The organism is Microbacterium testaceum (assembly GCF_020781835.1).
GTDB lineage: Bacteria > Actinomycetota > Actinomycetes > Actinomycetales > Microbacteriaceae > Microbacterium > Microbacterium testaceum_H.
This window is the reverse complement of sequence record NZ_JAJGNJ010000009.1, coordinates 51,435-76,219: the sequence shown is the minus strand read 5'-3', so window position 1 is coordinate 76,219 and position 24,785 is coordinate 51,435. Positions and strand designations below refer to the sequence as shown.

Annotated in this window: 21 protein-coding genes, 1 tRNA gene and 1 pseudogene; 20 read left to right on the top strand and 3 right to left on the bottom strand. The window is 70.2% G+C overall.

The annotated features are described in order from the left end of the window. Nucleotides 1-57: 57 nt before the first annotated feature. The 7 genes from LL239_RS13545 (at nt 58) to LL239_RS13515 (ending at nt 8,804) form a co-directional block, all read left to right on the top strand. Nucleotides 58-1,650 (top strand): glucoamylase family protein, encoded by a 1,593-nt coding sequence (locus tag LL239_RS13545; RefSeq protein WP_228163970.1) that lies wholly within the window; start codon nt 58-60, stop codon nt 1,648-1,650. Nucleotides 1,651-1,716: 66 nt separating this feature from the next. Next, a complete protein-coding gene (locus LL239_RS13540) occupies nt 1,717-2,322 on the top strand; it encodes a TetR/AcrR family transcriptional regulator (RefSeq protein ID WP_228163969.1) in 606 nt (201 codons plus the stop codon). Between the two features lie 259 nt (nt 2,323-2,581). After that, the gene (locus LL239_RS13535; protein ID WP_228163968.1) at nt 2,582-3,844 is read left to right on the top strand and encodes an extracellular solute-binding protein; all 1,263 of its coding nucleotides are present in this window, start codon (nt 2,582-2,584) and stop codon (nt 3,842-3,844) included. Nucleotides 3,845-3,848: 4 nt separating this feature from the next. Beyond that, a complete protein-coding gene (locus LL239_RS13530) occupies nt 3,849-4,802 on the top strand; it encodes a carbohydrate ABC transporter permease (RefSeq protein ID WP_228163967.1) in 954 nt (317 codons plus the stop codon). Between the two features lie 11 nt (nt 4,803-4,813). Continuing rightward, nucleotides 4,814-5,713 (top strand): carbohydrate ABC transporter permease, encoded by a 900-nt coding sequence (locus LL239_RS13525; RefSeq protein ID WP_228163966.1) that lies wholly within the window; start codon nt 4,814-4,816, stop codon nt 5,711-5,713. A gap of 68 nt (nt 5,714-5,781) precedes the next feature. Beyond that, entirely contained in the window at nt 5,782-7,674 is a 1,893-nt protein-coding gene (locus LL239_RS13520) for a glycoside hydrolase family 3 protein (protein ID WP_228163965.1), read from the top strand. Continuing rightward, nucleotides 7,671-8,804 (top strand): LacI family DNA-binding transcriptional regulator, encoded by a 1,134-nt coding sequence (locus LL239_RS13515; RefSeq protein ID WP_228163964.1) that lies wholly within the window; start codon nt 7,671-7,673, stop codon nt 8,802-8,804. The genes LL239_RS13520 and LL239_RS13515 overlap by 4 nt, the downstream gene beginning before the upstream one ends. A gap of 147 nt (nt 8,805-8,951) precedes the next feature. Here LL239_RS13515 and LL239_RS13510 read toward each other — a convergent pair whose 3' ends face one another. Continuing rightward, the gene (locus LL239_RS13510; protein ID WP_228163963.1) at nt 8,952-10,466 is read right to left on the bottom strand and encodes a PucR family transcriptional regulator; all 1,515 of its coding nucleotides are present in this window, start codon (nt 10,464-10,466) and stop codon (nt 8,952-8,954) included. A 104-nt stretch (nt 10,467-10,570) separates the two neighbouring features. Between LL239_RS13510 and gabT the strand changes: the two genes are divergently transcribed. The 8 genes and pseudogenes from gabT (at nt 10,571) to nusG (ending at nt 18,969) form a co-directional block, all read left to right on the top strand. Beyond that, nucleotides 10,571-11,929: a 4-aminobutyrate--2-oxoglutarate transaminase gene (gene gabT / locus LL239_RS13505; protein ID WP_228163962.1), complete on the top strand. Its 1,359-nt coding sequence runs from the start codon at nt 10,571-10,573 to the stop codon at nt 11,927-11,929. 73 nt (nt 11,930-12,002) lie between these two features. Then, nucleotides 12,003-13,376, top strand: a pseudogene (locus LL239_RS13500) (flavin monoamine oxidase family protein); the annotation flags it as partial. After that, the gene (locus LL239_RS13495; protein WP_228163960.1) at nt 13,373-14,272 is read left to right on the top strand and encodes a universal stress protein; all 900 of its coding nucleotides are present in this window, start codon (nt 13,373-13,375) and stop codon (nt 14,270-14,272) included. The pseudogene LL239_RS13500 and the gene LL239_RS13495, both read left to right, overlap by 4 nt. Continuing rightward, nucleotides 14,269-15,819 (top strand): APC family permease, encoded by a 1,551-nt coding sequence (locus LL239_RS13490; RefSeq protein ID WP_228163959.1) that lies wholly within the window; start codon nt 14,269-14,271, stop codon nt 15,817-15,819. Before LL239_RS13495 ends, LL239_RS13490 begins: the two co-directional genes overlap by 4 nt. Nucleotides 15,820-15,851: 32 nt before the next feature. Then, a complete protein-coding gene (locus LL239_RS13485) occupies nt 15,852-17,213 on the top strand; it encodes an NAD-dependent succinate-semialdehyde dehydrogenase (RefSeq protein ID WP_228163958.1) in 1,362 nt (453 codons plus the stop codon). Between the two features lie 172 nt (nt 17,214-17,385). Next, nucleotides 17,386-17,458 (top strand) — tRNA-Trp (locus LL239_RS13480). 43 nt (nt 17,459-17,501) lie between these two features. Beyond that, on the top strand, nt 17,502-17,777 hold the full coding sequence (gene secE, locus LL239_RS13475; RefSeq protein ID WP_228163957.1) for a preprotein translocase subunit SecE: 276 nt from the start codon (nt 17,502-17,504) through the stop codon (nt 17,775-17,777). A gap of 61 nt (nt 17,778-17,838) precedes the next feature. Next, complete coding sequence (gene nusG / locus LL239_RS13470; protein ID WP_228163956.1) at nt 17,839-18,969, top strand: transcription termination/antitermination protein NusG; 1,131 nt, start codon at nt 17,839-17,841, stop codon at nt 18,967-18,969. A 305-nt stretch (nt 18,970-19,274) separates the two neighbouring features. Here the strand turns inward: nusG and LL239_RS13465 are convergent, their stop codons facing one another. Next, complete coding sequence (locus LL239_RS13465) at nt 19,275-20,234, bottom strand: type IV toxin-antitoxin system AbiEi family antitoxin domain-containing protein (RefSeq protein ID WP_228163955.1); 960 nt, start codon at nt 20,232-20,234, stop codon at nt 19,275-19,277. A gap of 438 nt (nt 20,235-20,672) precedes the next feature. On the opposite strand from LL239_RS13465, the gene rplK reads away from it, so the two are divergent. From rplK to LL239_RS13440, 5 genes are all read left to right on the top strand, one after another. Next, nucleotides 20,673-21,104, top strand: coding sequence for a 50S ribosomal protein L11 (gene rplK, locus LL239_RS13460; RefSeq protein ID WP_228163954.1), 432 nt, complete (start codon nt 20,673-20,675; stop codon nt 21,102-21,104). A gap of 11 nt (nt 21,105-21,115) precedes the next feature. Then, nucleotides 21,116-21,808 carry a 50S ribosomal protein L1 gene (rplA, locus tag LL239_RS13455; protein ID WP_228163953.1) on the top strand — a complete coding sequence of 231 codons (693 nt, stop codon included), beginning with the start codon at nt 21,116-21,118 and terminating at the stop codon, nt 21,806-21,808. 195 nt (nt 21,809-22,003) lie between these two features. After that, complete coding sequence (locus LL239_RS13450) at nt 22,004-22,807, top strand: amino acid ABC transporter substrate-binding protein (protein WP_228163952.1); 804 nt, start codon at nt 22,004-22,006, stop codon at nt 22,805-22,807. A 121-nt stretch (nt 22,808-22,928) separates the two neighbouring features. Next, nucleotides 22,929-23,552, top strand: a complete 624-nt coding sequence (locus LL239_RS13445) for an amino acid ABC transporter permease (RefSeq protein ID WP_228164055.1) — start codon at nt 22,929-22,931, stop codon at nt 23,550-23,552. Beyond that, nucleotides 23,539-24,342, top strand: coding sequence for an amino acid ABC transporter ATP-binding protein (locus LL239_RS13440; RefSeq protein WP_308218584.1), 804 nt, complete (start codon nt 23,539-23,541; stop codon nt 24,340-24,342). The genes LL239_RS13445 and LL239_RS13440 overlap by 14 nt, the downstream gene beginning before the upstream one ends. Here the strand turns inward: LL239_RS13440 and LL239_RS18065 are convergent. Further along, complete coding sequence (locus LL239_RS18065; RefSeq protein WP_308218587.1) at nt 24,278-24,715, bottom strand: acylphosphatase; 438 nt, start codon at nt 24,713-24,715, stop codon at nt 24,278-24,280. The two genes, LL239_RS13440 and LL239_RS18065, sit on opposite strands and share 65 nt — an antisense overlap. Nucleotides 24,716-24,785: the final 70 nt, after the last annotated feature.

Sequence of the window (24,785 nt, the reverse complement as noted above, 5' to 3'; positions counted from 1 at the left end):
AAGGTTTTGGGCACCGAGCTCCGTCCCCCGGAGCGCTTTCGATGAGGAGAGCCCGTCATGAAGCACATCCGCTTGGCATCCACCGCGATCGCCGGCCTCGTCGTGGGCGGTCTCGCCGTCGCGTCGCCCGCCGTCGCCGTCCCGCCCGGTCCGCCGTCGCACGCCGGTCCGCCGTCGCATGCCGGTCCCGGCGCCCGCGAACTGCTCCGTTATGCCCAGGACACCTGGACCTCGATGGCCGCGATGGCCCACGCGAACACCGGACTCCCCGACGACAACATCGGCGGAGACCTGGATGCCGCCACGGCATCCGGCTACACCTCGCCGACCAACATCGGCGGCTACCTGTGGTCGACCGTGACCGCACGCGACCTCGGCATCATCGACGTCGACGAAGCACGCGAACGGCTCACCGCGACCGTGTCGACCCTCGAACGGATGGAGCGCAACGACGGCAGCGGCATGTACTACAACTGGTACGCGCCCGAGACCGGCGCCAAGCTCGAGGTCTTCCCGACGTCGGGGGAGGTCATCCACCCGTTCCTCAGCACTGTCGACAACGGCTGGCTCGCCGCGGCGCTGCGAATCGTGCGCGAGGCCGAACCGGCGCTCGCGGACCGCGCCGACGCCCTCTACCGTTCGATGGACTTCTCGGCCTTCTTCGACACGGCCGGGGCGCCGGGCCTGACCGCCGGAACGAACCGCGGCGGCTTCTGGGAGGCCCCTCCCGGTGACGGCTGCGCGGTCGAGGCTCCCATGTACAACGGCAGCGGCGAGACCGCGTTCTACACGTGCCACCACTACGACACCACCGTGAGCGAGAGCCGGATCGCCACCTATCTCGGCATCGCGCAAGGCGGCATCCCGGCCACGGCCCTGTACGGAACCCACCGGACGATGCCCGCCGGCTGTGACTGGGCGTGGCAGGAGCAGTTGCCCACCGGGCAGAGCCGGACCTACGACGGTGTCGAGGTCTACGAAGGGGTGTATTCCTACGACGGCATGTCGTTCGTGCCGAGTTGGGGCGGCAGCATGTTCGAGTCGCTCATGCCGGACCTGCTCGTCCCGGAGGCGGAGTGGGGGCCGGATTCCTGGGCCAAGAACCACCCGATCACGGTCGAGGTGCAAAAGCGTCACGGCCTGCGTGAGGCGGGATACGGCTACTGGGGCTTCTCTCCGGCGAGCAACCCATTCGGCGGCTACTCCGAGTACGGCGTCGACATCGCCGGCATCCGCTCCGACGGCTACACCTCGGATGCCGAGAAGACCGACGTCGATGTCGACCGTCCGGGATGCGCGACGGGGACCAACCCCGACCCGGCGTTCGGGGACGGCGTGGTCACGCCGCACGCGGCCTTCCTCGCCCTGCCCTACGACCGGCCCGGGGTGCTGAAGAACCTCCGCGGCATCGAGAAGAAGCTCGGAGCCTACGGTCCGGGAGGCTTCTACGACGCCGTCGCGGTGAAGAGCGACACGATCGCGAAGCGCTACCTCTCGCTCGATCAGTCGATGATCATGGCCGCGATCGGCAACGCCCTGACCGGCGACACGCTCAAGGACTACTTCGTCGACGACGAGATGGAACAGCGCCTGCGCCCGGCGATGGAACAGCAGGTGTTCGGATCGTCGTGGGGTGAGCGCCGCCCCTGACCCTCCGTGGGCCCGATGCCCGGTACCCTCGCGGGACCGGGCATCGGTGCGTGCGAAGGGGATCGAATGGCGGACGAAGGGATGCCGCGCGCCGCGCGCGGAAGCTACCCGAAGGGTCAGCAGCGGCGTCAGCGCATCGTCGACGAGGCCGTGCTCGTCTTCGGGCGGTCCGGGGTCACGAGCGGCTCGCTGCGGGAGGTCGCCAAGAGGGTCGGGCTGACCCCGGCGGGCCTGCTGCACCACTTCGCCACGAAGGAGGAGCTGTTCGCCGAGGTGCTGCGCCAGCGCGACGAACGCGTGCGCGCGGCCGCCGGTGACCCCCGTGAGCACACGCTCGTCGAGCAGATGAGCAAGGTGGTGGCGTACAACGCCACGACGCGCGGCTTGACGTCGCTCTACACGGTCGTCGTGGCCGAGGCGAGCGACCCCGAGCACCCCGCGCACGGTTCCTTCGCCGCCCGCTATCGCGACGGGGCGGTGCGCGCGACGGAGCTGCTGCGCGCGGGTCAAGCGGCGGGGGAGGTGCGCGCCGACATCGACCCCGAGCGCGCGGCGCGGCTGCTCAGCGCCGTGATGGACGGATTGCAGCAGCAGTGGCTCCTCGACGACTCGGTCGACATGACGGCTCACTTCGCCGAGTTCGTGCGGGGGTATCTCGAGCCACGGCCCTGACGCCCCGGCATCCGGCTCGCGGGTCCCGGCATCCGGGTCGCGGGTCCCGGCATCCGTCGCCGTCCCGGCATCCGTCGGCCGCTGGCGTCGAGCGCACACGATCGGGTCGAACGCATACGTTCTGGGCGGCCCTGTCGTGTGCGCTCGGCCGGATCGTGTGCTCTCGCGACGCGACGGTGGTTGCAGTGGGGAAGTTATGCGCTTAAACTGATCGACATCACCGCGCCCGACGAAGGGTGCCCGTTCGAGGAGGAACACGATGAGAAAGACCCGATGGGGTGCCGTTGCCGTCGTCGCGGCGGCCGCGATTGCGCTGACCGGGTGCGGACGCACCTCCGATTCCGGCGGCGGGGCCGCCGAGGCATCCACGATCGGCGATGCTCAGGCCGAGGGCACCCTCACGATGTGGGCGATGGGCGCCGAGGGTGAGGCGCTGCCCGAGTTCGTGAAGACGTTCGAGGAGGCCAACCCCGGCGTGACGGTCGAAGTGACACCCGTGCCGTGGGATGCCGCGTACAGCAAGTTCCAGACCGCGATCGCCGGCGGCAACACCCCCGACCTCGCGATGGTCGGCTCCACCTGGATGGCCGACTTCGGTGGCGCGCTGCAGACCGTGCCCACAGATCTGTCGACGGACGGCATCTTCCCCGGAGCCATCGAGTCCACGATGATCGACGACCGCGCGGCCGCCGTGCCCTGGTACGTCGACACCCGCGTGCTGTACTACCGCACCGACATCGCCGCCCAGGCCGGCTGGACCAGCGCCCCGACCACCTGGGACGAGTTGAAGCAGATGGCCGCGGACATGCAGGCCAAGGGCGGCGCCGAGTACGGCATGCGCCTTCCGGCCGGTAACGACTCGTTCCAGGGGAACCTGTGGATGCCGTGGTCCAACGGTGTCGAACTCGAGAACGGTTCGGAGTGGACCCTCGACACCCCCGAAGCGGTGGAGGCGTTCGAGTACTACCAGAGCATCTACACCGACGGCGTGGCCAACCCGGCCGCGGACCGCTCGGCCGGCGCTCAGGAGGCGGACTTTGTCTCGGGCGCCACCCCGATGCTGATCGACGGGCCGTTCCTCATCGGGCAGCTGGAGGAACTCGGTGGTGAAGGCTTCAGCGACAAGTTCGCCACGGCCGTCCTGCCCACGAAGGAATCGTCGATCTCCTTCAGCGGCGGCGCGAACCTCGCCGTCTTCGACAACTCCGACAACGCCGCCAGCGCATGGAAGCTCGTGCAGTGGCTGACCGAGCCCGAGACCCAGGTCGCGTGGTACGAGGCGACCGGTGACCTGCCCGCCGTGCAGGAGGCCTGGAACGATGACGCCCTCGTGGCGTCGCCGACGCTCGCCGCCTTCGGCACCCAGCTGGAGACCGCCAAGCCCGTTCCCGCCACCACGACGTGGGTGCAGGTCGCGGCGGCCGGCGACGCGATGCTCGAGAAGATCCGCCTGGGTCAGCAGAGTCCGGCCGATGGCCTCAAGGAACTCCAGGCCACCGCCGACCAGCTGGGACTGGGCTGAGGCCATGACGCAGGCAGTCGTGGGTGCGACCGGGGCGCGCGCCGTCCCCGGTCGCACCCGGACCGGCGGCGGCGGGGCGGGGAGCCGTCGCCGGCGCCAGGGATGGATCGCGTGGGGCTTCGCTCTGCCGTTCGTCGCCGTCTTCGCGGTGTTCATGGTGGTCCCGATCGTGGGATCCTTCGCGATGTCGTTCACCGACTTCCGTGCGGCCGACATCCGGTCGCCGTTCTCGGTGAACTTCATCGGGCTCGAGCAGTACGCCGCGGTGCTGGGCGACCCCGTGTTCCTGACCTCCCTCGGGGTGACCGCGACGTTCGTCGTCGTCGGCATCCCCGTGACGATGGCTCTCGCCCTGGCCCTCGCTCTCGCCCTGAACGCCAGCCGGGGCCGGATCGTGTCGATCCTCCGCGTCGGGTTCTACGCCCCCGTCGTCACGAGCATCGTGGCGGTCGCGGTGGTCTGGCGCTACATCCTGCAGCCCGAGGGCCTGCTGAACTCGGCGCTCGCGGTCATCGGCATCCAGGGCCCCGACTGGCTCAACGACACCTCGACCGCCCTCCCGTCGCTGATCGCGATGGCGGTCTGGCGCAACGTCGGAACGCTCATGGTGATCTTCCTCGCGGGGTTGCAGGCCATCCCCACCGACGTGAAGGAGGCGGCTCTCATGGACGGTGCCTCGTCATGGCGGCGGTTGACGTCGATCACCCTGCCGCTGCTGCGACCGACGCTGCTGCTAGGAGCGGTGCTCATCTCCGTCGGCTTCCTCCAGTTCTTCGAGGAGGCGTTCGTGATGACCCAGGGCGGCCCGCTGAACTCCACCCTCTCGGTGGCCTTCTACACGTTCAAGCAGTTCGGCTTCGGGCAGTACGGCACCGCCTCCGCGGCGAGCTACCTGCTGTTCCTGGCCATCGCGCTGCTCAGCCTGCTGCAGTTCCGGCTGCTGCGCTCGAAGGATTGAGGGAGGATGCCATGACACTCACGTCACCCGCGGCTCCGGCCGTCGTCGCCGAGACCGAGGAACCGCCGCGCCGTCGTCGGCGCTCCGAGAACCGTCTCACCCCGGGCCGCGCCCTCACCCTCGGCGTGCTCGTCGTCGGTCTCCTGGCGTGGATGCTGCCGTTCGCCTGGATGCTGCTGGGCTCGGTGAAGACGCAGCGCGAGATCCTGCAGCGCCCACCGACCTGGTGGCCGCAGGAATTCACGTGGGACAACTTCGCCGCCTGGTTCGGGCAGTTGAACTTCGGGCAGTTCTTCGGCAACAGCCTGCTGGTCGCCGCCGTCACCGTCGCCGGCAACCTCGTGTTCTGCTCGATGGTCGGCTACGCCCTGGCGAAGATGGACTTCCCCGGGAAGAAGGCCCTGTTCGTCGTCGTGATGGTCACGCTCATGGTCCCGGGTGTCGTGACGTTCGTGCCGCTGTTCGTCATGGTCTCTTCGCTCGGCCTGGTCGACACGTACGCGGCGCTCATCCTGCCGTTCGTGACGACACCGCTCGGGGTGTTCCTGATGCGCCAGTTCATGCTCGGCATCCCGGATCCGCTGCTGGAAGCCGCCCGCATCGACGGCGCGGGGGAGCTGCGCATCTTCGCCCGCATCGTCATGCCCCTGTGCGGACCGCCGCTGGCGACCCTCGGCATCCTCACCTTCCTGGCGTCGTGGAACAACTTCCTGTGGCCGCTCGTGGCCGCGCAGACCCAGGACAAGTACACCCTCCCGGTCGCGCTGTCGCTGTATTCGACCGGGCAGAACGCCACCGACTACGGCCTGCTGCTGGCGGGCTCGGTGCTGGTGATCGCGCCGATCATCCTGCTGTTCGTCTTCCTCCAGCGGTACTTCATCCAGGGGATCGCCTCCACCGGCCTGAAGTGACCCGCGAGACACCCTCCGCGACGCCGACCCCGGGGTCGAGTGACCCGCGACCGATCCGAAAGGATGCCATGACCTCCTCCCGCTTCCGCACCGCTTCCGACGGCACACGGTTCCGTGATCTCAACGGCAACGGTGTGATGGACCCGTACGAGGACCCCCGCCGCAGCGTCGACGAGCGCACAGAAGACCTGCTGGAGCGACTCAGCCTCGAGGAGAAGTGCGGGCTGATGTTCCAGACGGTGATCGAGGTGGGTGACGACGGCGAGCTGCTCGAGGCGCCGGGGAGGATCTCGAAGTCGCCGACCACGACCGTCGTCGTGGGCAAGAACATGACGCACTTCAACGTGCACGCGATCCGCACGGCCCGCCAGGCCGCCGAGTGGAACAACCGTCTGCAGGCCTTGGCCGAGACGACGCCCCATGGCATCCCGGTGACCATCAGCACCGATCCGCGCCACGCCTTCGTGGAGAACACGGGTGTGGCGTTCTCGGCGGGACCGTTCTCGCAGTGGCCGGAGGGGCTGGGCCTCGCCGCCCTCGACGATGTCGAGACGGTGCGCGCGTTCGCCGAGGTCGCCCGACGCGAGTACCGCGCCGTCGGCATCCGGGCGGCCCTTCACCCGCAGATCGACCTGGCCACCGAGCCGCGCTGGGGTCGGCAGGCGCAGACGCTCGGTCAGGATGCCGCGCGCGTCGCGGAGTTCACGGCGGCGTACCTGCGCGGATTCCAGGGCGAGGAGCTCGGTCCCGACAGCGTCGCGTGCACGACGAAGCACTTCCCCGGTGGGGGACCGCAGCAGGGCGGCGAGGACGCGCACTTCCCCTACGGTCGCGAGCAGGTCTACCCCGGCGGCATGTTCGACTATCACCTGGAACCTTTCCGGGAGGCGATCCGCTGCGGCACGGCCGGGATGATGCCGTACTACGGCATGCCGGTCGGCCTCGAGCTCGACGGACAGCCGATCGAGCCGGTGGGCTTCGGCTACAACAGGCAGATCGTCACGGGTCTGCTGCGCGAGACGCTCGGGTACGACGGCGTCGTGGTCACCGACTGGGAGCTCGTCAACGACAACCACGTGGGCGACCAGGTGCTCCCCGCCCGCGCCTGGGGCGTCGAGCACCTGAGCGCGGTCGAGCGCATGGAGAAGATCCTGGATGCCGGCGCCGACCAGTTCGGCGGCGAGGAGTGCGTCGAGATGCTCGTGGACCTCGTGCGCTCGGGTCGCATTCCGGAGCAGCGCATCGACGCGTCGGCGCGCCGCCTGCTGCGGGTGAAGTTCGCCCTGGGGCTCTTCGACGATCCGTACGTGGACGTGGAGGAGGCCGAGCGCATCGTCGGCAACGCGGAGTTCCGCGCGCTCGGTGAGGCGGCGCAGGCGCGTTCGCTCACGGTGCTGGTCAACGAGGAACGGGACGGGGCGCCGGTGCTGCCGTTGCGCCCGGCGGGCGCCGTGTACGTCGAGGGGCTGCGTTCCGAGGAGGTGGCCGAGCTCGGAACCGTCGTCGACGATCCGGCTGACGCCGCCATCGCCCTCGTGCGCATCGGCGCACCGTTCGATCCGCGCGACGACCTCTTCCTCGAGGCGTGGTTCCACCAGGGCTCGCTCGAGTTCGCGCCCGGTCTGGTGTACCGGCTGCAGCAGATCGCGGCATCCTGCCCGCTCGTCCTCGTCGTCAACCTCGACCGACCCGCGATCCTCACGCCGTTCGTCGGTCACGCCGCGGCGATCGTCGCCGACTACGGCAGCTCGGCCCGCGCCGTGCTCGATGCGCTCACCGGCCGGGTGGCCCCGCGCGGGCGCCTGCCGATCGAGATCCCCCGGTCCATGGATGCCGTCCGTGCCTCCCGCGAGGATGTACCGTCGGACACCGGCGACCCCGTCTTCCCCGTGCACTTCGGACTGGACCTGACGGGTGTGGAGGAGGCGCCGGAGCCGATGAGGGGGTACGCGCACCGATGAGCGAAGCGGACGCGACGCGACGACCGACCGTCTACGACGTGGCGCAGGAGGCCAAGGTCTCGATCGCCTCGGTGTCGTTCGCGTTCCGCCGACCCGACAAGCTCAGCGACGCCACTCGCGAGCGCGTCCTCGAGGCCGCGCGGCGCCTGGGGTATGCCCCCAGTGCCGCGGCGCGGGGACTCGCCCACGGGCGCACCGGGACCCTCGGCCTGCACGCCTTCGACCTGCTTCTCGAGCGCGCCGACCCGATCGCGGAGGCGAACCCCCTCACGGGGCTGTCCCGGCCCCGATTGGACGCCGGCGGCGTCATCCCCTGGAACCAGACCGACGACGACGTGCTGTCCGATCCTCGCGCGTTCCCGCTCTACGTCGACGAGGTGCAGCGCGGCTTCGAACTGGAGTGCTGGGCGCTGGGGCGTCCCGTGATGCTCAGCAGCGGCGCCGGCACCGACGTGTCGGTGGCCGACACCGCCGGTCGCGTCGACGGACTGGCGATCTTCCCGTCGCCGCAGACCGCTCCCGCCCTCGCACGTTACGCGCCGACGATCCCGATCGTGCTCTTCAGCGCGGCGCCCGCCGACGACCGGCACCACCGCGTCCGCGTCGACAACGTCGGGGGGATGCACGCTCTCGCCGACCATCTCGTGCGGGCGCACGGCATCCGCGATGTCGCCTTCGTCGGGCGGATGGAGGCCTCTGACACCGTCGAGCGCCACGCGGGACTCGCCGCCGGACTCGCCGACCTCGGTGTCTTCCTGCGCGACGAGGTGGTGGATGCCACGGTCCGCGGAGAGGACGATCTCGTGCCGCAGCTGCGTGGGCTCATCGCCGACGGGCGCCTGCCGCAGGCCCTGGTGTGCGCGACCGATCAGCACGCGTTCGCGGTGCTGGACGCGCTCGCAGCGGAGGGCCTGCGGGCACCGGATGATGTCGTGGTCACCGGATTCGACGGCACCCTCGCCGCGCGGTTGAGCTCCCCGTCGCTGACCACCGTTCGTCAGCCGATGGAGGCGATGGGGCGCGCCGCGGCGCGCATCCTCGCCGGAGCCGCGGGTCCCGCCGACCGTCCGTTCGACGTGGTGTTCGAGCCGCGGCTGGTCGTGCGGCGAAGCTGCGGCTGCCGCGGCTGACCCGGCGCGCGGCGTCATGGCGCCGAGCGCACACGATCGGGTCGAGCGCACACGGACGGGACGCCCGAAACGTACGCGCTCGGCCCGAACGTGTGCTTTCGCGGCACGCAGCGCGCGGGCTGAGGGGCGGGGGTGGATGCCGCGGCGTCAGGTGGGCTGGACCCGGAGCGCCGCCCACAGCTCGGCGCGGGTGGCGAACGAGCCGAGGTCGCGTTCGAGGAGGCGCTCAACAGAGGCCAGGCGCGTGCGCACGGTGTGTCGGTGCACGCCGAGCGCCTGGGCGGTCGCTTCGTGCGAGCAGTCGTGGTCCAGCCAGGCGCGCAGCGTCTCGACCAGACGGGAGCCCTCGGCGTCGTCGTGCGCGGTGAGAGGCGCCAGTTCGGCGGCGGCGAGCGTGGGTGCATCCGGCCCGAGGGCGGAGAGCACGCCCGATGCGGCGACCTCGCCGAACGTGGTCACCGCCTCGCGGCCGCGATCCCGTGCGACGCGGGCCTGCTCGACGGCGGCGGTGAACCGGTCGTAGCCGGTCGGCTCGGACACGCCGATCCGCGCGCCGAATCGCTCGGCCGCCTCGTCGATCGCGTGACGTTCGCCGGCGGGCACGACGATGACGACACCGTCGTCGCCGCGCCCGAAGAACACCGCTCCCCGCCGCTCCTCGGCGCGGAGTTCGAGCAACTCTGCGAGTCCGTCGCTGCGGGCGCTGACGGCGTCGGTGAGGGCGACGGCGATCGGAGCGCCCGGCAGAGGCCCCCACGCGTCACGCGCGATACGGCGCGCCAGGGTCGGATCATCCGTCAGGAGCGACTGCACGAGCCCCGCGCGCAGCGCGCCCCGTGCCCGGCTCAGTCCCTGGTGCTGCTCGAAGGCGAGGCCCGCCATGGCGATCACCGCCGTCACGACGCCGCGACCCTCCTGGTCGAGCTCTCCCGCGGCGATCGCGATGACGCCGCGGAGGTGCCCGCCCCGTCCCAGGGTCTGCAGAGTGAACGGGCGCCCCGCGATACGCAGCGCCGATGCGGCGCGCGCGCCGCGCCGGAGTACCGCGGCCACCTCGTCGCTCAGGGCGCGCGAGGTGCCGGCATCCAGGTCTCCGCCCGGGTGCTCGCGCGTGAGTTCTCCGGCCGCGTCGTACAGTCCCACCCACGTGCCCAGCTGCCGGGCGAGCTCCGCCAGGGTCGCCCCCAGACCGTCGGGGCGCAGCGCCGCCAGCGAGATCGCGCGCTGCGCGGAGAGCGCCCACGTCCGGCGTGCGAAGGCCTCGGCGGCGATCGCCTCGGCGTTGGCGCGCGCGACCGCGATGAACGGCGTGCGGTAGGGCACCTCGAACAGCGGCAGCCGGGCCTCGCGGCAGGCGGCGACGAGCTCGGCAGGGATGCCGTCCCGCACGACCTCCGTGCCGAAGCCGAGTCCCGCGACGCCCCGGGCCGTGAGGCGCTGCACGTAGTCGACGGCCGACGTGGCACCGGGGCCCTGGAACTGTGTCCCCGTCGTGAGAAGGACCTGCCCGTCCGACAAGAAGGGCGTCGGGTCGGCGAGGTCGCTGCTGTGCACCCACCGCACCTGACGTTCCAAAGCCTCGGACTCGCCGTTCTCGAGGCGCAGGTGCAGGTCACGGCGACGCAACAGCGCGCCGAGGGTGGGGGTGTCGGTGGCATCCATGGCGGCCTCCGGAGAACGGTGCTGTACGTTTCGTACAGCCGGGTATCCAAAATGTACAGCACGGAAGGTGCCGTGCCCGGGCGGCGTTCCCTACGCTCCCGAGCATGACCGCACCGCACACCGTCACCGCGCCCCCCGTCGGCGGCCCCTCGCTCCCGCAGGAGCGCCGCCTGGTCACGAGCATCCCCGGACCCCGCTCGCAGGAGCTCCTCGACCGCAAGGCCGCCGCGGTCTCCGCCGGTGTGGGGCACACCGCTCCCATCCACGCCGTCGCGGCCGGTGGGGGAGTCATCGTCGACGCCGATGGCAACTCGCTCATCGACCTGGGTTCGGGTATCGCCGTGACCTCGGTCGGCAACGCCCACCCGGCCGTCGTCGCCGCCGTCCAGGAGCAGGTCGCCGCGTTCACCCACACGTGCTTCATGGTCTCGCCGTACGACTCGTACGTCTCGGTGGCCGAGGCCCTCAACCGCCTCACCCCCGGCGACCACCCGAAGAAGAGCGCACTGTTCAATTCCGGTGCCGAGGCGGTCGAGAACGCGATCAAGATCGCCCGCAAGCACACCGGCCGCCAAGCCGTCGTCGCCTTCGACCACGCCTACCACGGACGCACGAATCTCACGATGGCGCTGACGGCGAAGAGCATGCCGTACAAGAGCGGTTTCGGCCCGTTCGCCGCGGAGGTCTACCGCGCCCCGCTGTCGTACCCCTTCCGCGACGGGCTGTCCGGCCCGGAGGCCGCAGCCCGGGCGATCACGCTCATCGAGAAGCAGGTCGGTGCCGAGAACCTCGCCGCCGTCATCATCGAGCCCATCCAGGGCGAGGGCGGCTTCATCGTCCCCGCCGACGGCTTCCTGCCCGCTCTCGTCGACTGGTGCCGTGCCCACGGCGTCGTCTTCATCGCCGACGAAGTGCAGTCCGGCTTCGCCCGCACCGGCGCGATGTTCGCCTCCGAGATCTTCGGTATCGTCCCCGACCTCGTCACCACCGCGAAGGGCATCGCCGGTGGCCTCCCACTGGCGGCCGTGACTGGTCGCGCCGAGATGATGGATGCCACCCACGCGGGCGGCCTCGGCGGTACGTACGGCGGCAATCCCATCGCATGCGCCGCCGCGCTCGCCGCGATCGACGCCTTCGAGAACGACGGTCTCGTCGAGCGGGCCCGCGAGATCGGCGAGATCCTCCTTTCCCGCCTCACGACGTTGCAGCAGAGCGACCCTCGGGTCGGTGACGTGCGCGGTCACGGCGCCATGATCGCGGCCGAGTTCGTCGACCCCGCCACCGGTGCACCGGATGCCGCGCTCACCTCGGCCGTGGCCAAGGCGGCCATCTCCGAGGGCGTGGTCGTCCTCACCTGCGGCACCTACGGCAACGTCATCCGGTTCCTCCCGCCGCTGTCGATCGGCGACGACCTCCTGAACGAGGGCCTGGACGTCGTGGCCGCCGCGCTCGCGCGCCACTGAGCGACAGACCCGAGGGGGCGGCGGACGACCCGAAGGAGCCGCCCCCTCGTCCTTCCACCGGGTCACCGACGCAGAGAGAGAAGATTTCATGGACGAGATCACGCGGGACGTCGTCGTCATCGGGGCGGGAGCGGCGGGCCTGACCGCCGCGAACGACCTGCGCAAGGCCGGCCTGTCGGTCGTCGTGCTCGAGGCGCGAGACCGCGTCGGCGGGCGCCTGTGGACCGACGTCATCGACGGCGCGATGCTCGAGATCGGCGGCCAGTGGGTCTCGCCGGACCAGGAGGCGCTCATCGACACCGTGGCCGACCTCGGCCTGTCGACCTTCAGTCGCTACCGCGAGGGAGACAGCGTCTACATCGGTCCGGACGGTGTCGCCCAGCGCTTCACCGGCGAGATGTTCCCGGTCGCGCCCGAGACCGAGCGCGTCATCGACGAGATCACCGCGCGTCTGGATGCCATGGTCGCCGAGATCGACCCGGACAGGCCCTGGGAGCACCCGAACGCCGCCGAGTGGGACAAGGTCTCGTGGGACGCGTGGCTCCGCCAGCAGACCGACGACGACGAAGCCGTCCGCAACCTCGCCTTCGCCACCGGGTCCGCGATGCTGACCAAGCCGACGCACACGTTCTCTCTGCTGCAGTCGCTGCTCATGGCGGCATCCGCGGGGTCGTACTCGCACCTCGTCGATGCGGACTTCATCCTCGACAAGCGCGTCGTCGGCGGCCTCCAGCAGGTGCCGGAGTTGCTGGCGGAGCGGCTGGGCGACGACGTCCTGCTGAATCAGCCGGTCCGCACCCTCCGCTGGGGCGAGGACGGCGTCACCGCGGTGGCCGACGGCGTCACCGTCCGCGCCCGGTTCGCGATCCTCGCGCTCGCGCCGGTGCTCTACCCGCGCATCTCCTTCGACCCGCCGTTGCCGCGTCTGCAGCACCAGATGCACCAGCACATCTCGATGGGCTTCGTCATCAAGGTGCACGCGGTCTATGACCGGCCCTTCTGGCGAGAGCAGGGCCTGTCGGGCACGGCGTTCAGTCCCTACGAGCTGTCGCACGAGGCCTACGACAACACCAATCACGGCGACGACCGCGGCACCCTCGTCGGATTCGTCTCCGACCAGAACGCCGACGACCTCTTCCGTCTCACCGCGGAGGAGCGCAAGGAGCGCATCCTCGAATCCCTCTCGCACTATTACGGGCCCGAGGCGAAGAACCCGATCGTCTACTACGAGAGCGACTGGGGTACGGAGGAGTGGACCCGCGGCGCCTACGCCGCCAGCTTCGACCTGGGCGGACTGCAGCGCTACGGCGCCGACCTGCGCGCGCCCGTCGGTCCGATCCACCTCGCGTGCAGCGACATGGCGGGAGCGGGTTACCAGCACGTGGACGGCGCGATCCGTCAGGGCCACCGGGCCGCCGACGAGATCCTGGAACGGGCACGCGGATGACCGCCCCGGTGGTCGTGGGGTACACCGCGACCGACACCGGCGCCGACGCGTTGGCGCTCGGCATCCGTCTGGCCCGGGCGATCGGCGCTCCGCTCGAGGTGGCTCTCGTCCTGCCGGACGAGGCGCGAAGCGTCATCACGCCACCGGATGCCGCGTATGCCCGGCTCGTGGCCGAACAGGCCGAACGATGGCTCCGCGACGCGGCCGAGACGATCGGGGATGCCGTGCCGCACCGCGAGCACGTGCGTCACGCCGATTCGTTCGCCGAGGGCCTCGTGGCCTTCGCCGACGAGGTCGATGCCGGGTACATCGTCGTGGGCGCCGCGAACGGCGGCCTGCGCGGGCGTCACCGGCTCGGGACGGTCGCCTCCGAGCTGCTGCACTCCTCCGACGTCCCCGTCGTCCTCGCTCCCGAAGGCTCGCGGCGCGTCGACCCCACCGTCGGCATCAGCCGCGTCACCGCCGCGGTGGGCAGCCGTCCCGGCGCCGACGTGCTGCGCGAGGAGAGCGTCGCGTTGGCGGCTGCGGCATCCGTCCCCCTTCGACTGCTGTCCCTGGTCACCGTCGACCTGCCACCGGGGCTGGAGACCGGGGCCATCCGCATCGCCGGAGCCCGCCACGCCGAAGAAGTGCTCTCGCAGGCCCGTGCCGACCTGCCCACCGATGCCGCGGCCGAGGTCGTCGTCGCCGACGGCGACAGCATCGAAGAGGCCGTGCGCGACCTGTCGTGGGATCCCGCCGAGCTCGTGATGGTCGGCAGCAGCAGACTCGCGCAGCCGCGCCGCCTGTTCCTCGGTTCGACCGCCGCGAAGATGCTGCACGAACTGCCCGTCCCCCTCGTCGTCGTGCCACGCAGTCGTGCCGACGTCTCGTCCCCGGAAGGAACGCGGCCATGACCGCACCCGCACCCGCCACCGGCAGCGACGCCGGCGGTCTGTCGAAGAAGGGGCTGAGCGCCGGCACGATCGGCCTCCTCGGCGCCGTCGTCATCGGGATCTCCTGCATCGCCCCGGCGTACACGTTCACCGCCGCGATCGGACCGACCGTCGGCGCGGTCGGAGTGCAGGTGCCGGCGATCATCCTCGTCGGGTTCATCCCGATGCTCCTCGTGGCCTTCGGCTACCGGGAGTTGAACACCCGCATGCCCGATTCGGGTACCTCGTTCACGTGGGCCGCTCGCGCGTTCGGGCCGTGGATCGGGTGGATGGCCGGCTGGGGACTCATCGCCGCCACGGTCATCGTGCTGTCGAACCTCGCCGGCATCGCCGTCGATTTCCTGTTCCTGCTCATCTCGCAGCTCACCGGGCAGCCCGGCGTCGCCGACCTGGCATCCAATCTGCCGATCAACATCGCGGTGTGCCTGCTGTTCGTGCTCGGGGCGACCGTGGTGTCGTACCGCGACATGCAGACGACGCAGAAGCTGCAGTACGTTTTGGTCGGTTTCCAGGTCGTCGTGCTCGTCGTCTTCGCCGTCGTCGCGATCGGGCATGTCCTGCGGGGGGATGCCTACGACCCGACGGCGTTCGACTGGACGTGGTTCAACCCGTTCGCGGTGTCCTCCTTCAGCGCCTTCGCCGCCGGCGTGTCGCTGTCGATCTTCATCTTCTGGGGATGGGACGTCACCCTCACGATGAACGAGGAGACCAAGGACCCCGAGCGCACGCCCGGCCGTGCGGCGACGATCACGGTTCTCACGATCGTCTCGCTGTACCTGCTGCTGGCGGTGTCCCTGATCATGTTCGCCGGCATCGGGGATGGGCCGTTCGGACTCGGAAACCCCGACATCCAGGACAACGCGTTCTTCGCGCTCGCCGGTCCCATCCTCGGTCCGTTCGCGGCGTTCGTCTCGCTCGCGGTGCTGACCAGTTCGGCATCCTCGCTGCAGTCGACCTTCGTCGGTCCCGCCCGGACGCTCCTGGCGATGGGGCACTACGGCGCGCTGCCGCCGAGATTCGCCGCCGTCAGCCCGCGCTTTTTCACACCGGGTTTCGCAACGATCGTCTCGGCCGTCGTGGCCGCGGGCTTCTACGCCGTCATGCGCGTCGTGAGCGTCAACGTGCTGTCGGACACGATCCTCACCCTCGGCATCATGATCTGCTTCTATTACGGCCTCACCGCGTTCGCGTGCGTCTGGTACTTCCGCAGGCAGTGGTTCGACTCGGTGCGGAACGTGTTCTTCACGTTCCTCTTCCCGCTCGTGGGCGGCGTCATCCTCGCCGTCATCTTCGTCACGACCCTGATCGACAGCATGAACCCCGAATACGGCAGCGGGTCCGAGATCGGCGGCGTGGGCCTGGTGTTCGTCCTGGGCGTGACCATCATCGTGCTCGGGGCGGTCATCATGGTGGTGCAGTACTTCCGCCGACCGGCCTTCTTCCGCGGCGAGACGCTCGCCACGGACGCCCCGCCCAGTGCCCGCCGCGCGCGCCGCGTGGCCCAGTGACCATCGACCACGACATGAGAACGGGAGCCCACATGAGTGACTACGCCGTCGTCAACCCCGCCACGGGGGAGACCCTCGCCGAATACGACACCCTGTCCGACGCCGGCGTGGAGGCAGCGCTGACCGCCGCGCACGACGGGTACCGGGTGTGGTCGCGCACGGCTCCGGCGCAGCGCGCCGACGCCCTGCGCCGCGTCGCCCAGTTGCATCGCGAGCGCCGCGACGAGCTCGCCGCGATCATCGTGCGCGAGATGGGCAAGCCCCTGGAGGCCGCGCTCGGCGAGGTCGACTTCGCCGCGGACATCACCGAGTACTACGCCGACAACATCGACAAGATCACCGGCGACACCCCGATCGACATCCTCGGGGAGGGGACCGCGGTCGTCCGGCGCTCGGCGCTGGGGCCGCTGCTGGGCATCATGCCCTGGAACTTCCCGTACTACCAGGTCGCCCGCTTCGCCGCCCCGAATCTCGCGGTCGGCAACAGCATCCTGCTCAAGCACGCCCCGCAGTGCCCGGAGTCCGCCGAAGCGCTGCAGTTGATCTACCGCGACGCGGGGCTCCCGGAGGGCGCCTACGTCAACATCCGTGTCACGAACGACCAGGCGGCCACCATCATCGCCGACCCCCGCGTGCAGGGGGTCTCGGTGACCGGGTCCGAGCGTGCCGGCGCCGCCGTCGCCGAGATCGCCGGCCGCAACCTGAAGAAGGTCGCGCTCGAGCTCGGCGGCTCCGATCCGTTCATCCTGCTCTCCACCGATGACCTGGACGCCGCCGTGCAGGCCGCAGTGGACGCGCGACTGGACAACAACGGACAGTCCTGCAACGGGGCCAAACGCTTCCTGGTCGTCGACGACCTGTACGACGCGTTCCTGGCGAAGTTCAGCGCGGCGCTCGGTGAGGCGAAGGTCGGCGATCCGTTCGCCGAGGACACCGTGCTCGGCCCGCTCTCCTCGCTCGCGGCGGCCGAGCGCCTCGACGAGCAGGTGCAGCGCGCCGTGGCGCAGGGCGCCGTGCTGGAGGTCGGCGGCACACGCGACGGCGCCTTCTATCCGGGCACCGTCCTCACCGGCGTCACGAGCGACATGGACGCGTACCGCGAGGAGTTCTTCGGCCCGGTCGCGGCCGTCTACCGCGTCTCCGGCGAGGACGAGGCGGTCGCGATCGCGAACGACACCGGCTTCGGTCTCGGGTCGTACGTGTTCACCACGGATGCCGCTCAGGCCGAGCGCGTCGCGGAGCGGCTCGAGGCCGGCATGGTGTACGTCAACCTCGTGCTCGCCGACTCGCCCGAGCTGCCGTTCGGCGGTGTCAAGCGCAGCGGCACGTCGCGCGAGCTGGGGCTTCTCGCGGCCGACGAGTTCGTCAACAAGAAGCTCATCCGCACGGCCTGAGTCACGTCCGTCCCCCGGCGTGGTTCGCCACGCCGGGGGACATGGCATAGACTGGGGCGTGCAGTCGAAATCTGCATTCTTTCGCCGTGCCCCGGGCACAGGCGGCATCCCTCCCCGAGAGATTCCTGGCGAAGGCGTGTCGGTTTCGCATCCCGGATCCCTCGGGGATCTTAGGGCGGTAGCTCAATTGGCAGAGCAGCGGTCTCCAAAACCGCAGGTTGCAGGTTCGATTCCTGTCCGCCCTGCGCACAGCGCACGCTGGCAACGAGAAGCGACCTAGGTGGTTCGATGACGCAGGACGAGGCGAAGGGCGAGATCGTCGCAGATCGCGGCGCGCCCCGCGAGAAGAAGCCCAACTTCTTCGCGCGGATCGCTCTTTTCATCCGTCAGGTCTTCGCGGAACTGCGCAAGGTCGTCACGCCCACGCGGCAGGAACTGGTCAAGTTCACGGCCGTGGTGCTCGGGTTCGTCGTCGTGATGATGGCTCTCGTCTACGGCCTCGACGTGCTGTTCGTGTGGCTGACCAGCGCCGTGTTCGGCATCCCGGGCGCCGCCGGCGCCTGACCGGCGCTTCGGCGGACGCGCGGCCCCACGAGTGGCCGCCCCAGAACGGAAGAGATCACCAGTGTCTGAAAGATATGTCGACGACGCCGATTGGGCGCCCACGGCCGAGCAGTCCAGCGAGGACGACGAGGCGCAGGAGGGCAACGTCCTGTCGTCGCAGGAGCGTGCCTCCGACGCGGCCGAGCACAGCGCCATCCACATCGTCGACGACGAGAACGACGACGACGCCGACGACCTCGGCGACATCGACATCACCGACCCGGAGGCGGACGCCATCGTGAACGACGCGCTCGAGATCGACGAGGCCGGCGAGGCTGAGGCCGCCGCCGAGGTGCTCAACGACTCCCTCGCCGAGGAAGCGGCCGACGAGGCGGCCGAAGCCGCCGACGAGGTCACCCCCTACGACGGCCCCGACATCAACGGCGAGCCGGACGCGCCCGTGCTCGACGAGGACTTCGTCGACGAGGTCGCCGGTGCCGCGGGCGTCGTCGACGAGGCCGAGGCATCCGTCTCCCCGGCCGATGCCGCCGAGGCCCCGGTCGACGAGGACTCCGCCGACGCCGAAGACCTCGACCCCTACGAGGCGTTCCGCGCCGAGCTGCGGTCCCTGCCGGGCAAGTGGTACGTCATCCACTCTTACGCCGGGTTCGAGCGCAAGGTGAAGGCGAACATCGAGCAGCGCAAGTCCACGCTCGAGGTCGAGGACGACATCTACCAGGTCGAGGTCCCGATGGAGGACGTCGTCGAGATCAAGAACGGCCAGCGCAAGATGGTCACCCGCGTGCGCATCCCGGGCTACGTCCTCGTGCGCATGGACCTCAACGAAGACACCTGGTCGGTCGTGCGTCACACTCCGGGTGTGACCGGCTTCGTGGGCAACGCCCACAACCCCACGCCGCTGCGCTTCGACGAGGCGTTCAACATGCTCAAGAGTCTCGTCGAGGTCAAGGAGTCCGCACCCGCCAAGGGCGGTGCAGCCAAGGGTGCTCCCGTCGCCCAGCGCGTCATCCCGGCCGAGGTCGACTTCGAGGCCGGCGAGACCATCACGATCAAGGAAGGCTCGTTCGCGGGCCTCCCCGGCACGATCAGCGAGATCAAGCCCGAGAGCGGCAAGCTCACGGTGCTGGTGTCGCTCTTCGAGCGCGAGACTCCGGTCGAGCTGTCGTTCGACCAGGTCACCAAGATGATCTGACGCACGTCGCGTCCTCGCGAACGCCCCGCCCGGCTCCGTCCGGCGGGGCGTTCGCCGTTTCGGTGGTCCTGCGGCGCGGGCGACGCGTCGCGCCCCGCGGTCGCGTCCCGCGGTCGCGTTGGCATCCCGGCGGTCGCGTCGGCATTCCGGCGCACCACCGTCGACATCCCCGCCGTCGCGTTGGCATCCCGGCGCACCACCGTCGGCATCCCCGCGGTCGCGTTGGCATCCCCATGCATAAACGCTCTTCGCGCGCATAAACGGGCTGTCACCGCGTTTATGCGAGCCGATCGCGTTTATGTGTGTCACGTTGAGCGGGCGTTCCTTCCGGCGGAGGTGAGTGCGGCCGTCTCAGGACGCCGCACCGGTCGCAGGCCCGCGGACACGAGTGCATGGCGCAGGAGATCCACGCCGAGCGCCCCCGCGTAGTCCCACCGAGCGATACGCCAGCCTGCCCGCCGAAGCGCGTCCTCGCGCCGCTTCTCGGCCCGCACCGTTTCGGCCGCTGCGGCAGCATCGTCGCCGCTGTACTTGAGCCACCCGTCGGACTCCCCGATGACCTTCTCCTCCGGCCAGCAGAAATCGGATCGGAAGATGCGCCCGTCGACCCGATGTTCCACCTGCAGCGCGGGGGAGGGGAACCCGCACCACTCGATGACGGCGCGGCTGATGGACTCGCCGGGTGACTCGGCGAGCGGTGTCGCGTGCGTCAGCGTCCACCGCAGTCGGCGCACAGCGAAGCCGTTGCGCTGCGCGAGGGAGCGATCGAGCAACTGCTCGCCGTCGAGGTGGAACATGCGTAACGCGGCGTCCGCCACTGCGAGTCCCAACGCAGGCGGCAGGACGCGGGCGAGGTCGATGACCACATCTTCGACGGCGGTCATGCGGATGCCGACGAGCTCGCGTATCGATCGCCTGTCGGCGCTCGTGTGCACGGTGACATCGCCGTACGTGACCGAACGCGAGCGACGCGCGTCGAAGATGTGCACCATGCGGGGGTGTCCGAAGGTCGGGAGCCCGAGAAGCGCTGCGGCGGACTCGTGCGAGAACACGGCATCCGGTCGCGCCAGCGCGAAGGCGTGGACGCGAACCAGGTAGCGTTCCCACGGAGCGAGTGCTTCCCACGCGGTGCGGACCGTATAGATGCCGGCCCGGACTCGCAGCAGCGAGGTGTCACGCCACAGCGGAGGGCCCGACCGCGGTGCGTCCGACGCGAGGAGCAGGGCAGCGGGTGAGGCGCGGAGCGATCGAGGGACGACATCCATCCGGTGAGACTGTCAGGTCGGCCGTCGCTGCGTGCGGGGGCTGTGGAGAACGGTCGACCGTCCGCCGCATAAACGCCTTTCGCTCCCATAAACACGCTGTCATCGCGTTTCTGCGCGTCGATCGCGTTTATGCGTGGGTGGGCCGGGCCGGGGACGCGTGCACGGCCGCACGACCGCGGGCGCGTGCGCACGGCCGCACGGCCGCACGACCGCGGACACGGCCGCACGGCCGCACGGCCGCACGGCCGCACGGCCGCACGGCCGCACGGCCGCGGACGCGGGTGCCGGGCGGGAGAGGGACGAACACGGGATGCCGGAACGTCGCGTATGATGGAGAGGTTGCTCGTGCGTCTGCGCGAGCGCGACCGCTGCCTGGAACGGCCGGGCGTGCGGGAGAGAGGGAGCCGCAGGGCACCCGCTCGATGAGAGGAAGAGGATATGGCACCCAAGAAGAAGGTGACCGGCCTGATCAAGCTCCAGATCAACGCCGGCGCTGCCAACCCGGCGCCGCCGATCGGCCCCGCGCTCGGTCAGCACGGCGTCAACATCATGGAGTTCTGCAAGGCCTACAACGCCGCGACCGAGTCGCAGCGCGGCAACGTGATCCCCGTCGAGATCACGGTGTACGAGGACCGCAGCTTCACGTTCATCCTGAAGACGCCCCCGGCCGCCGAGCTCATCAAGAAGGCCGCCGGCCTGCAGAAGGGCTCCGCGACGCCGCACACCACCAAGGTGGGCAAGCTCACCAAGGAGCAGGTGCGTCAGATCGCCGAGACCAAGCAGCCCGACCTGAACGCGAACGACATCGAGGCCGCGGCCAAGATCATCGCCGGCACCGCCCGTTCCATGGGCATCACGGTCGAGGACTGAGGGAGATAACAATGGCTACCAAGTCCAAGGCATACCGCGCCGCCGCTGAGAAGGTCGCGCCCGACACGTTCTACACCCCCGCCGAGGCCGTCGCCCTGGCGAAGGAGACCGGTTCGAAGAAGTTCGACTCGACCGTCGAGGTCGCGCTGAAGCTCTCGGTCGACCCCCGCAAGGCCGACCAGATGGTCCGCGGAACGGTCATCCTGCCCCACGGCACGGGTAAGACCGCCCGCGTCATCGTCTTCGCCAACGGCCCCGCGGCCGAGGCGGCTCTCGCCGCCGGCGCCGACGAGGTCGGTGGCACCGAGCTGATCGAGAAGGTCGCCGGCGGCTACACCGCGTTCGACGCGGCCGTCGCCACGCCCGAGCTCATGGGCCAGGTCGGTCGTCTGGGTAAGGTCCTGGGCCCCCGCGGCCTCATGCCGAACCCCAAGACCGGCACCGTGACCCCCAACCCGGCCAAGGCCGTCGAGGAGATCAAGGGCGGAAAGATCGAGTTCCGCGTCGACAAGCACGCCAACGTGCACTTCGTCGTCGGCAAGGCCTCGTTCTCGGCCGAGCAGCTCGACGAGAACCTGAAGGCTGCGCTCGAGGAGATCGTCCGCCTCAAGCCGTCCAGCTCGAAGGGCCGTTACATCCAGAAGGGCGCCGTCTCGACCACTTTCGGTCCCGGCATCCCGCTGGACGTCAACGCCATCGTCTGACGCACCCCGCCGAAAGCCCCGTCGCGCCCCGTGCCGGCGGGGCTTTCGCGTGCGGCCGCGGCCCCGGCCCGCTGCACGGACGTGCAACACCGCGTCATCCAGGAAGGATGCCGCATCCATCCGTGTTGTGCTGGGAGACGCGTCTCGCGCCCGCCCCCCCCCCGGAATCATCCGCATCACACGCAAGGAACACCTATGCCCCGTCGTCGTCTTCCCGCCCTCGCCGCCGCCCTCGGCGCCCTCGCGCTCGCGCTGACCGCGTGCAGCGGCGGCTCCACGTCCGGCTCGGCCGAGCAGGGAGACGACCTCGGTCTGGTCTCCGGCGGCACGCTCACCGTCGCCACCGAGGGCACCTACCGGCCCTTCTCGTTCCACGACGAGTCGGGGGAGCTGACCGGTTTCGACGTCGAGATCGCCGAGGCCGTCGCCGAGAAGCTCGGGCTGGAGGTCCGCTTCCAGGAGACCCAGTGGGATGCCATCTTCGCAGGCCTCGACGCCGGTCGGTTCGACGTCATCGCGAACCAGGTCTCGATCACCCCTGAGCGCGAGGAGAAGTACATCTTCAGCTCGCCGTACACCGTGTCGCGCGGCGTCGTGGTGACCACTGAGGACGACTCGTCCATCTCGAGCTTCGCCGACCTGTCCGGCAAGACCACGGCGCAGTCGCTGACGAGCAACTGGTACGAGCTGGCGACCGAGAGCGGCGCTCAGGTCGAGGCCGTCGAGGGGTGGGCCCAGGCGGTCGCACTGCTGCAGCAGGGCCGCGTGGATGCCACGGTCAACGATCAGCTCACCTACCTCGACTACGAGAAGACGAACAGCCCGACCGGCCTGAGGATCGCCGCCGAGACCGAGGACTCCTCGGAGAGCGCCTTCGCCACGACGAAGGACAAGCAGGCTCTCACGGATGCCATCGACGGCGCGCTCGACGAGCTCCGGACCGACGGGACCCTCGCCGAGATCAGCCAGAAGTACTTCGGCGCCGACGTCACGAAGTAAAACCCCCCGCCCTACGCCCGCGCCTCCCGCCTAGCGTGGGGGCGCGGGCGTGCCGTGTTCGCGACAGGAAGGAGGGCTCGTGAACGACATCTGGACCCTGCTGCTCGATTCGTTCTGGCCCATGGTGCTCGCGGGCCTGCGGGGAACGATCCCGCTCTCGCTGGCGTCGTTCGCCATCGGGCTCGTCGTCGCCCTCGGTATGGCTCTGCTGCGGCTCTCGCGCAACGTCGTGCTGCGGGGCTTCGCGCGGTTCTACATCTCCGTCATCCGCGGGACTCCGCTGCTGGTGCAACTGTTCGTGATCTTCTACGGGCTGCCGGCGATCGGCGTCGTCATCGACCCGTTCCCCGCCGCCGTGATCGCCTTCTCGCTCAACGTCGGCGGGTACGCCGCCGAGGTCATCCGCGCCGCGATCCTCTCCGTTCCCCGCGGGCAGTGGGAGGCGGCGCACATGGTGGGCCTGTCGCCGCGCAAGACCCTGACGCGCATCATCCTCCCGCAGGCGGCGCGCGTATCGGTGCCGCCGCTGTCCAACACGTTCATCTCGCTCGTGAAGGACAGCTCGCTGGCATCCCTCATCCTGGTCTCCGAGTTGTTCCGGCAGGCGCAGAACATCGCCGCGTTCTCGTACGAGTTCATGGCGATCTACCTCGAAGCGGCCCTCATCTACTGGCTGTTCTGCCTCGTGCTGTCGGCGGGGCAGGGCGTTCTCGAAAGGAGACTCGATCGCCATGTCGCACGATGACGACGCCCTGACTCCGCCCGCGGACGCGGCCGCCGCGACGCTGCTGCACGTCCGCGGCCTGCACAAGAGCTTCGGCGCCAACCGCGTGCTCGACGGTGTCGACCTCGAGGTGCGCCGTGGGGAGGTGCTCGTGCTCATCGGCCCGTCCGGATCGGGCAAGACGACGGTGCTGCGCTGTCTCAACGGCCTCGAGACCCCCGATGCGGGCGTCGTCGAGTTCGACGGCGGCCCGACGCTCGACTTCGGCGGAAAGGTCTCCACGGCCGATCGCGCGGCGATGCGGGACCGGTCGGCGATGGTCTTCCAGCACCACAACCTGTTCCCGCACCTCACGGTGCTGCAGAACGTCGTGGAGGGTCCGGTGCAGGCGCACGGGGTGTCCAAGGCCGACGCCGCGGCGCGCGCCGAGGCGCTGCTCGAGCGCGTGGGGCTCGCCGACAAGCGCGACGCCTATCCGTTCGAGCTGTCCGGCGGCCAGCAGCAGCGCGTGGGCATCGTGCGGGCCCTCGCCCTGCGGCCCGACCTGCTGCTCTTCGACGAGCCCACGAGCGCCCTCGATCCGGAGCTGGTGGGCGAGGTGCTCAAAGTCCTGCGCGGTCTCGCCGACGAGGGCTGGACGATGATCATCGTCACGCACGAGCTCGCCTTCGCGCGGGAAGTCGCCGATGAGGTGCTGTTCTTCGACGAGGGCGTGATCGTCGAGCGCGGTGCTCCGGCTCAGCTGTTCACGCGCCCCGAGAAGGAGCGCACCCGCCGGTTCCTCGACCGGCTCCTGCGGCCGCTGGACTGACCGCTCTGCGGGCGCTGGACCGACCGTTCCGGGCCGAGGCTGCGGGCGAGGGCGAGCCGCTTTCGTCGTGGCCGGGGCTGATGGTGCGGCTCGGCCGTTTCGGCGATGCGACGGACGTGCGCGACGAGCCGCGCCGGGCTCGGCCGATCGTGACTAGGCGGATCCGCGAATCTCGAACGCCTCGCCGCCGTCGGCATCCGGGAGATCGGCCACGTCGACCCGCTCGACGCGGGCCAGCGGCGGGGCCCTGACGCACCCAGGCGACGAGGTCGTCGACCGCGGAGGCCTCACCCGTCACCCGAGCCTCGACCGCGCCGTCGCGGCGGTTGCGGACCCACCCGGAGACGCCGAGCCTTTCGGCTTCGGCGCGCATCGCCCAGCGGAAGCCGACGCCCTGCACGTGTCCGCGGACGGTGATCTCGACGGTTCGCATGACTCCATTG

What these genes read in the sequence shown, in the direction of transcription:
- LL239_RS13545 (WP_228163970.1), top strand. Translation starts at nt 58, where the DNA reads ATGAAGCACATCCGCTTGGCATCCACCGCGATCGCCGGCCTCGTCGTG.
- LL239_RS13540 (WP_228163969.1), top strand. Translation starts at nt 1,717, where the DNA reads ATGGCGGACGAAGGGATGCCGCGCGCCGCGCGCGGAAGCTACCCGAAG.
- LL239_RS13535 (WP_228163968.1), top strand. Translation starts at nt 2,582, where the DNA reads ATGAGAAAGACCCGATGGGGTGCCGTTGCCGTCGTCGCGGCGGCCGCG.
- LL239_RS13530 (WP_228163967.1), top strand. Translation starts at nt 3,849, where the DNA reads ATGACGCAGGCAGTCGTGGGTGCGACCGGGGCGCGCGCCGTCCCCGGT.
- LL239_RS13525 (WP_228163966.1), top strand. Translation starts at nt 4,814, where the DNA reads ATGACACTCACGTCACCCGCGGCTCCGGCCGTCGTCGCCGAGACCGAG.
- LL239_RS13520 (WP_228163965.1), top strand. Translation starts at nt 5,782, where the DNA reads ATGACCTCCTCCCGCTTCCGCACCGCTTCCGACGGCACACGGTTCCGT.
- LL239_RS13515 (WP_228163964.1), top strand. Translation starts at nt 7,671, where the DNA reads ATGAGCGAAGCGGACGCGACGCGACGACCGACCGTCTACGACGTGGCG.
- LL239_RS13510 (WP_228163963.1), bottom strand. Translation starts at nt 10,466, where the DNA reads ATGGATGCCACCGACACCCCCACCCTCGGCGCGCTGTTGCGTCGCCGT.
- gabT (WP_228163962.1), top strand. Translation starts at nt 10,571, where the DNA reads ATGACCGCACCGCACACCGTCACCGCGCCCCCCGTCGGCGGCCCCTCG.
- LL239_RS13495 (WP_228163960.1), top strand. Translation starts at nt 13,373, where the DNA reads ATGACCGCCCCGGTGGTCGTGGGGTACACCGCGACCGACACCGGCGCC.
- LL239_RS13490 (WP_228163959.1), top strand. Translation starts at nt 14,269, where the DNA reads ATGACCGCACCCGCACCCGCCACCGGCAGCGACGCCGGCGGTCTGTCG.
- LL239_RS13485 (WP_228163958.1), top strand. Translation starts at nt 15,852, where the DNA reads ATGAGTGACTACGCCGTCGTCAACCCCGCCACGGGGGAGACCCTCGCC.
- secE (WP_228163957.1), top strand. Translation starts at nt 17,502, where the DNA reads ATGACGCAGGACGAGGCGAAGGGCGAGATCGTCGCAGATCGCGGCGCG.
- LL239_RS13465 (WP_228163955.1), bottom strand. Translation starts at nt 20,234, where the DNA reads ATGGATGTCGTCCCTCGATCGCTCCGCGCCTCACCCGCTGCCCTGCTC.
- rplK (WP_228163954.1), top strand. Translation starts at nt 20,673, where the DNA reads ATGGCACCCAAGAAGAAGGTGACCGGCCTGATCAAGCTCCAGATCAAC.
- rplA (WP_228163953.1), top strand. Translation starts at nt 21,116, where the DNA reads ATGGCTACCAAGTCCAAGGCATACCGCGCCGCCGCTGAGAAGGTCGCG.
- LL239_RS13450 (WP_228163952.1), top strand. Translation starts at nt 22,004, where the DNA reads ATGCCCCGTCGTCGTCTTCCCGCCCTCGCCGCCGCCCTCGGCGCCCTC.
- LL239_RS13445 (WP_228164055.1), top strand. Translation starts at nt 22,929, where the DNA reads ATGGTGCTCGCGGGCCTGCGGGGAACGATCCCGCTCTCGCTGGCGTCG.
- LL239_RS13440 (WP_308218584.1), top strand. Translation starts at nt 23,539, where the DNA reads ATGTCGCACGATGACGACGCCCTGACTCCGCCCGCGGACGCGGCCGCC.
- LL239_RS18065 (WP_308218587.1), bottom strand. Translation starts at nt 24,715, where the DNA reads ATGCGCGCCGAAGCCGAAAGGCTCGGCGTCTCCGGGTGGGTCCGCAAC.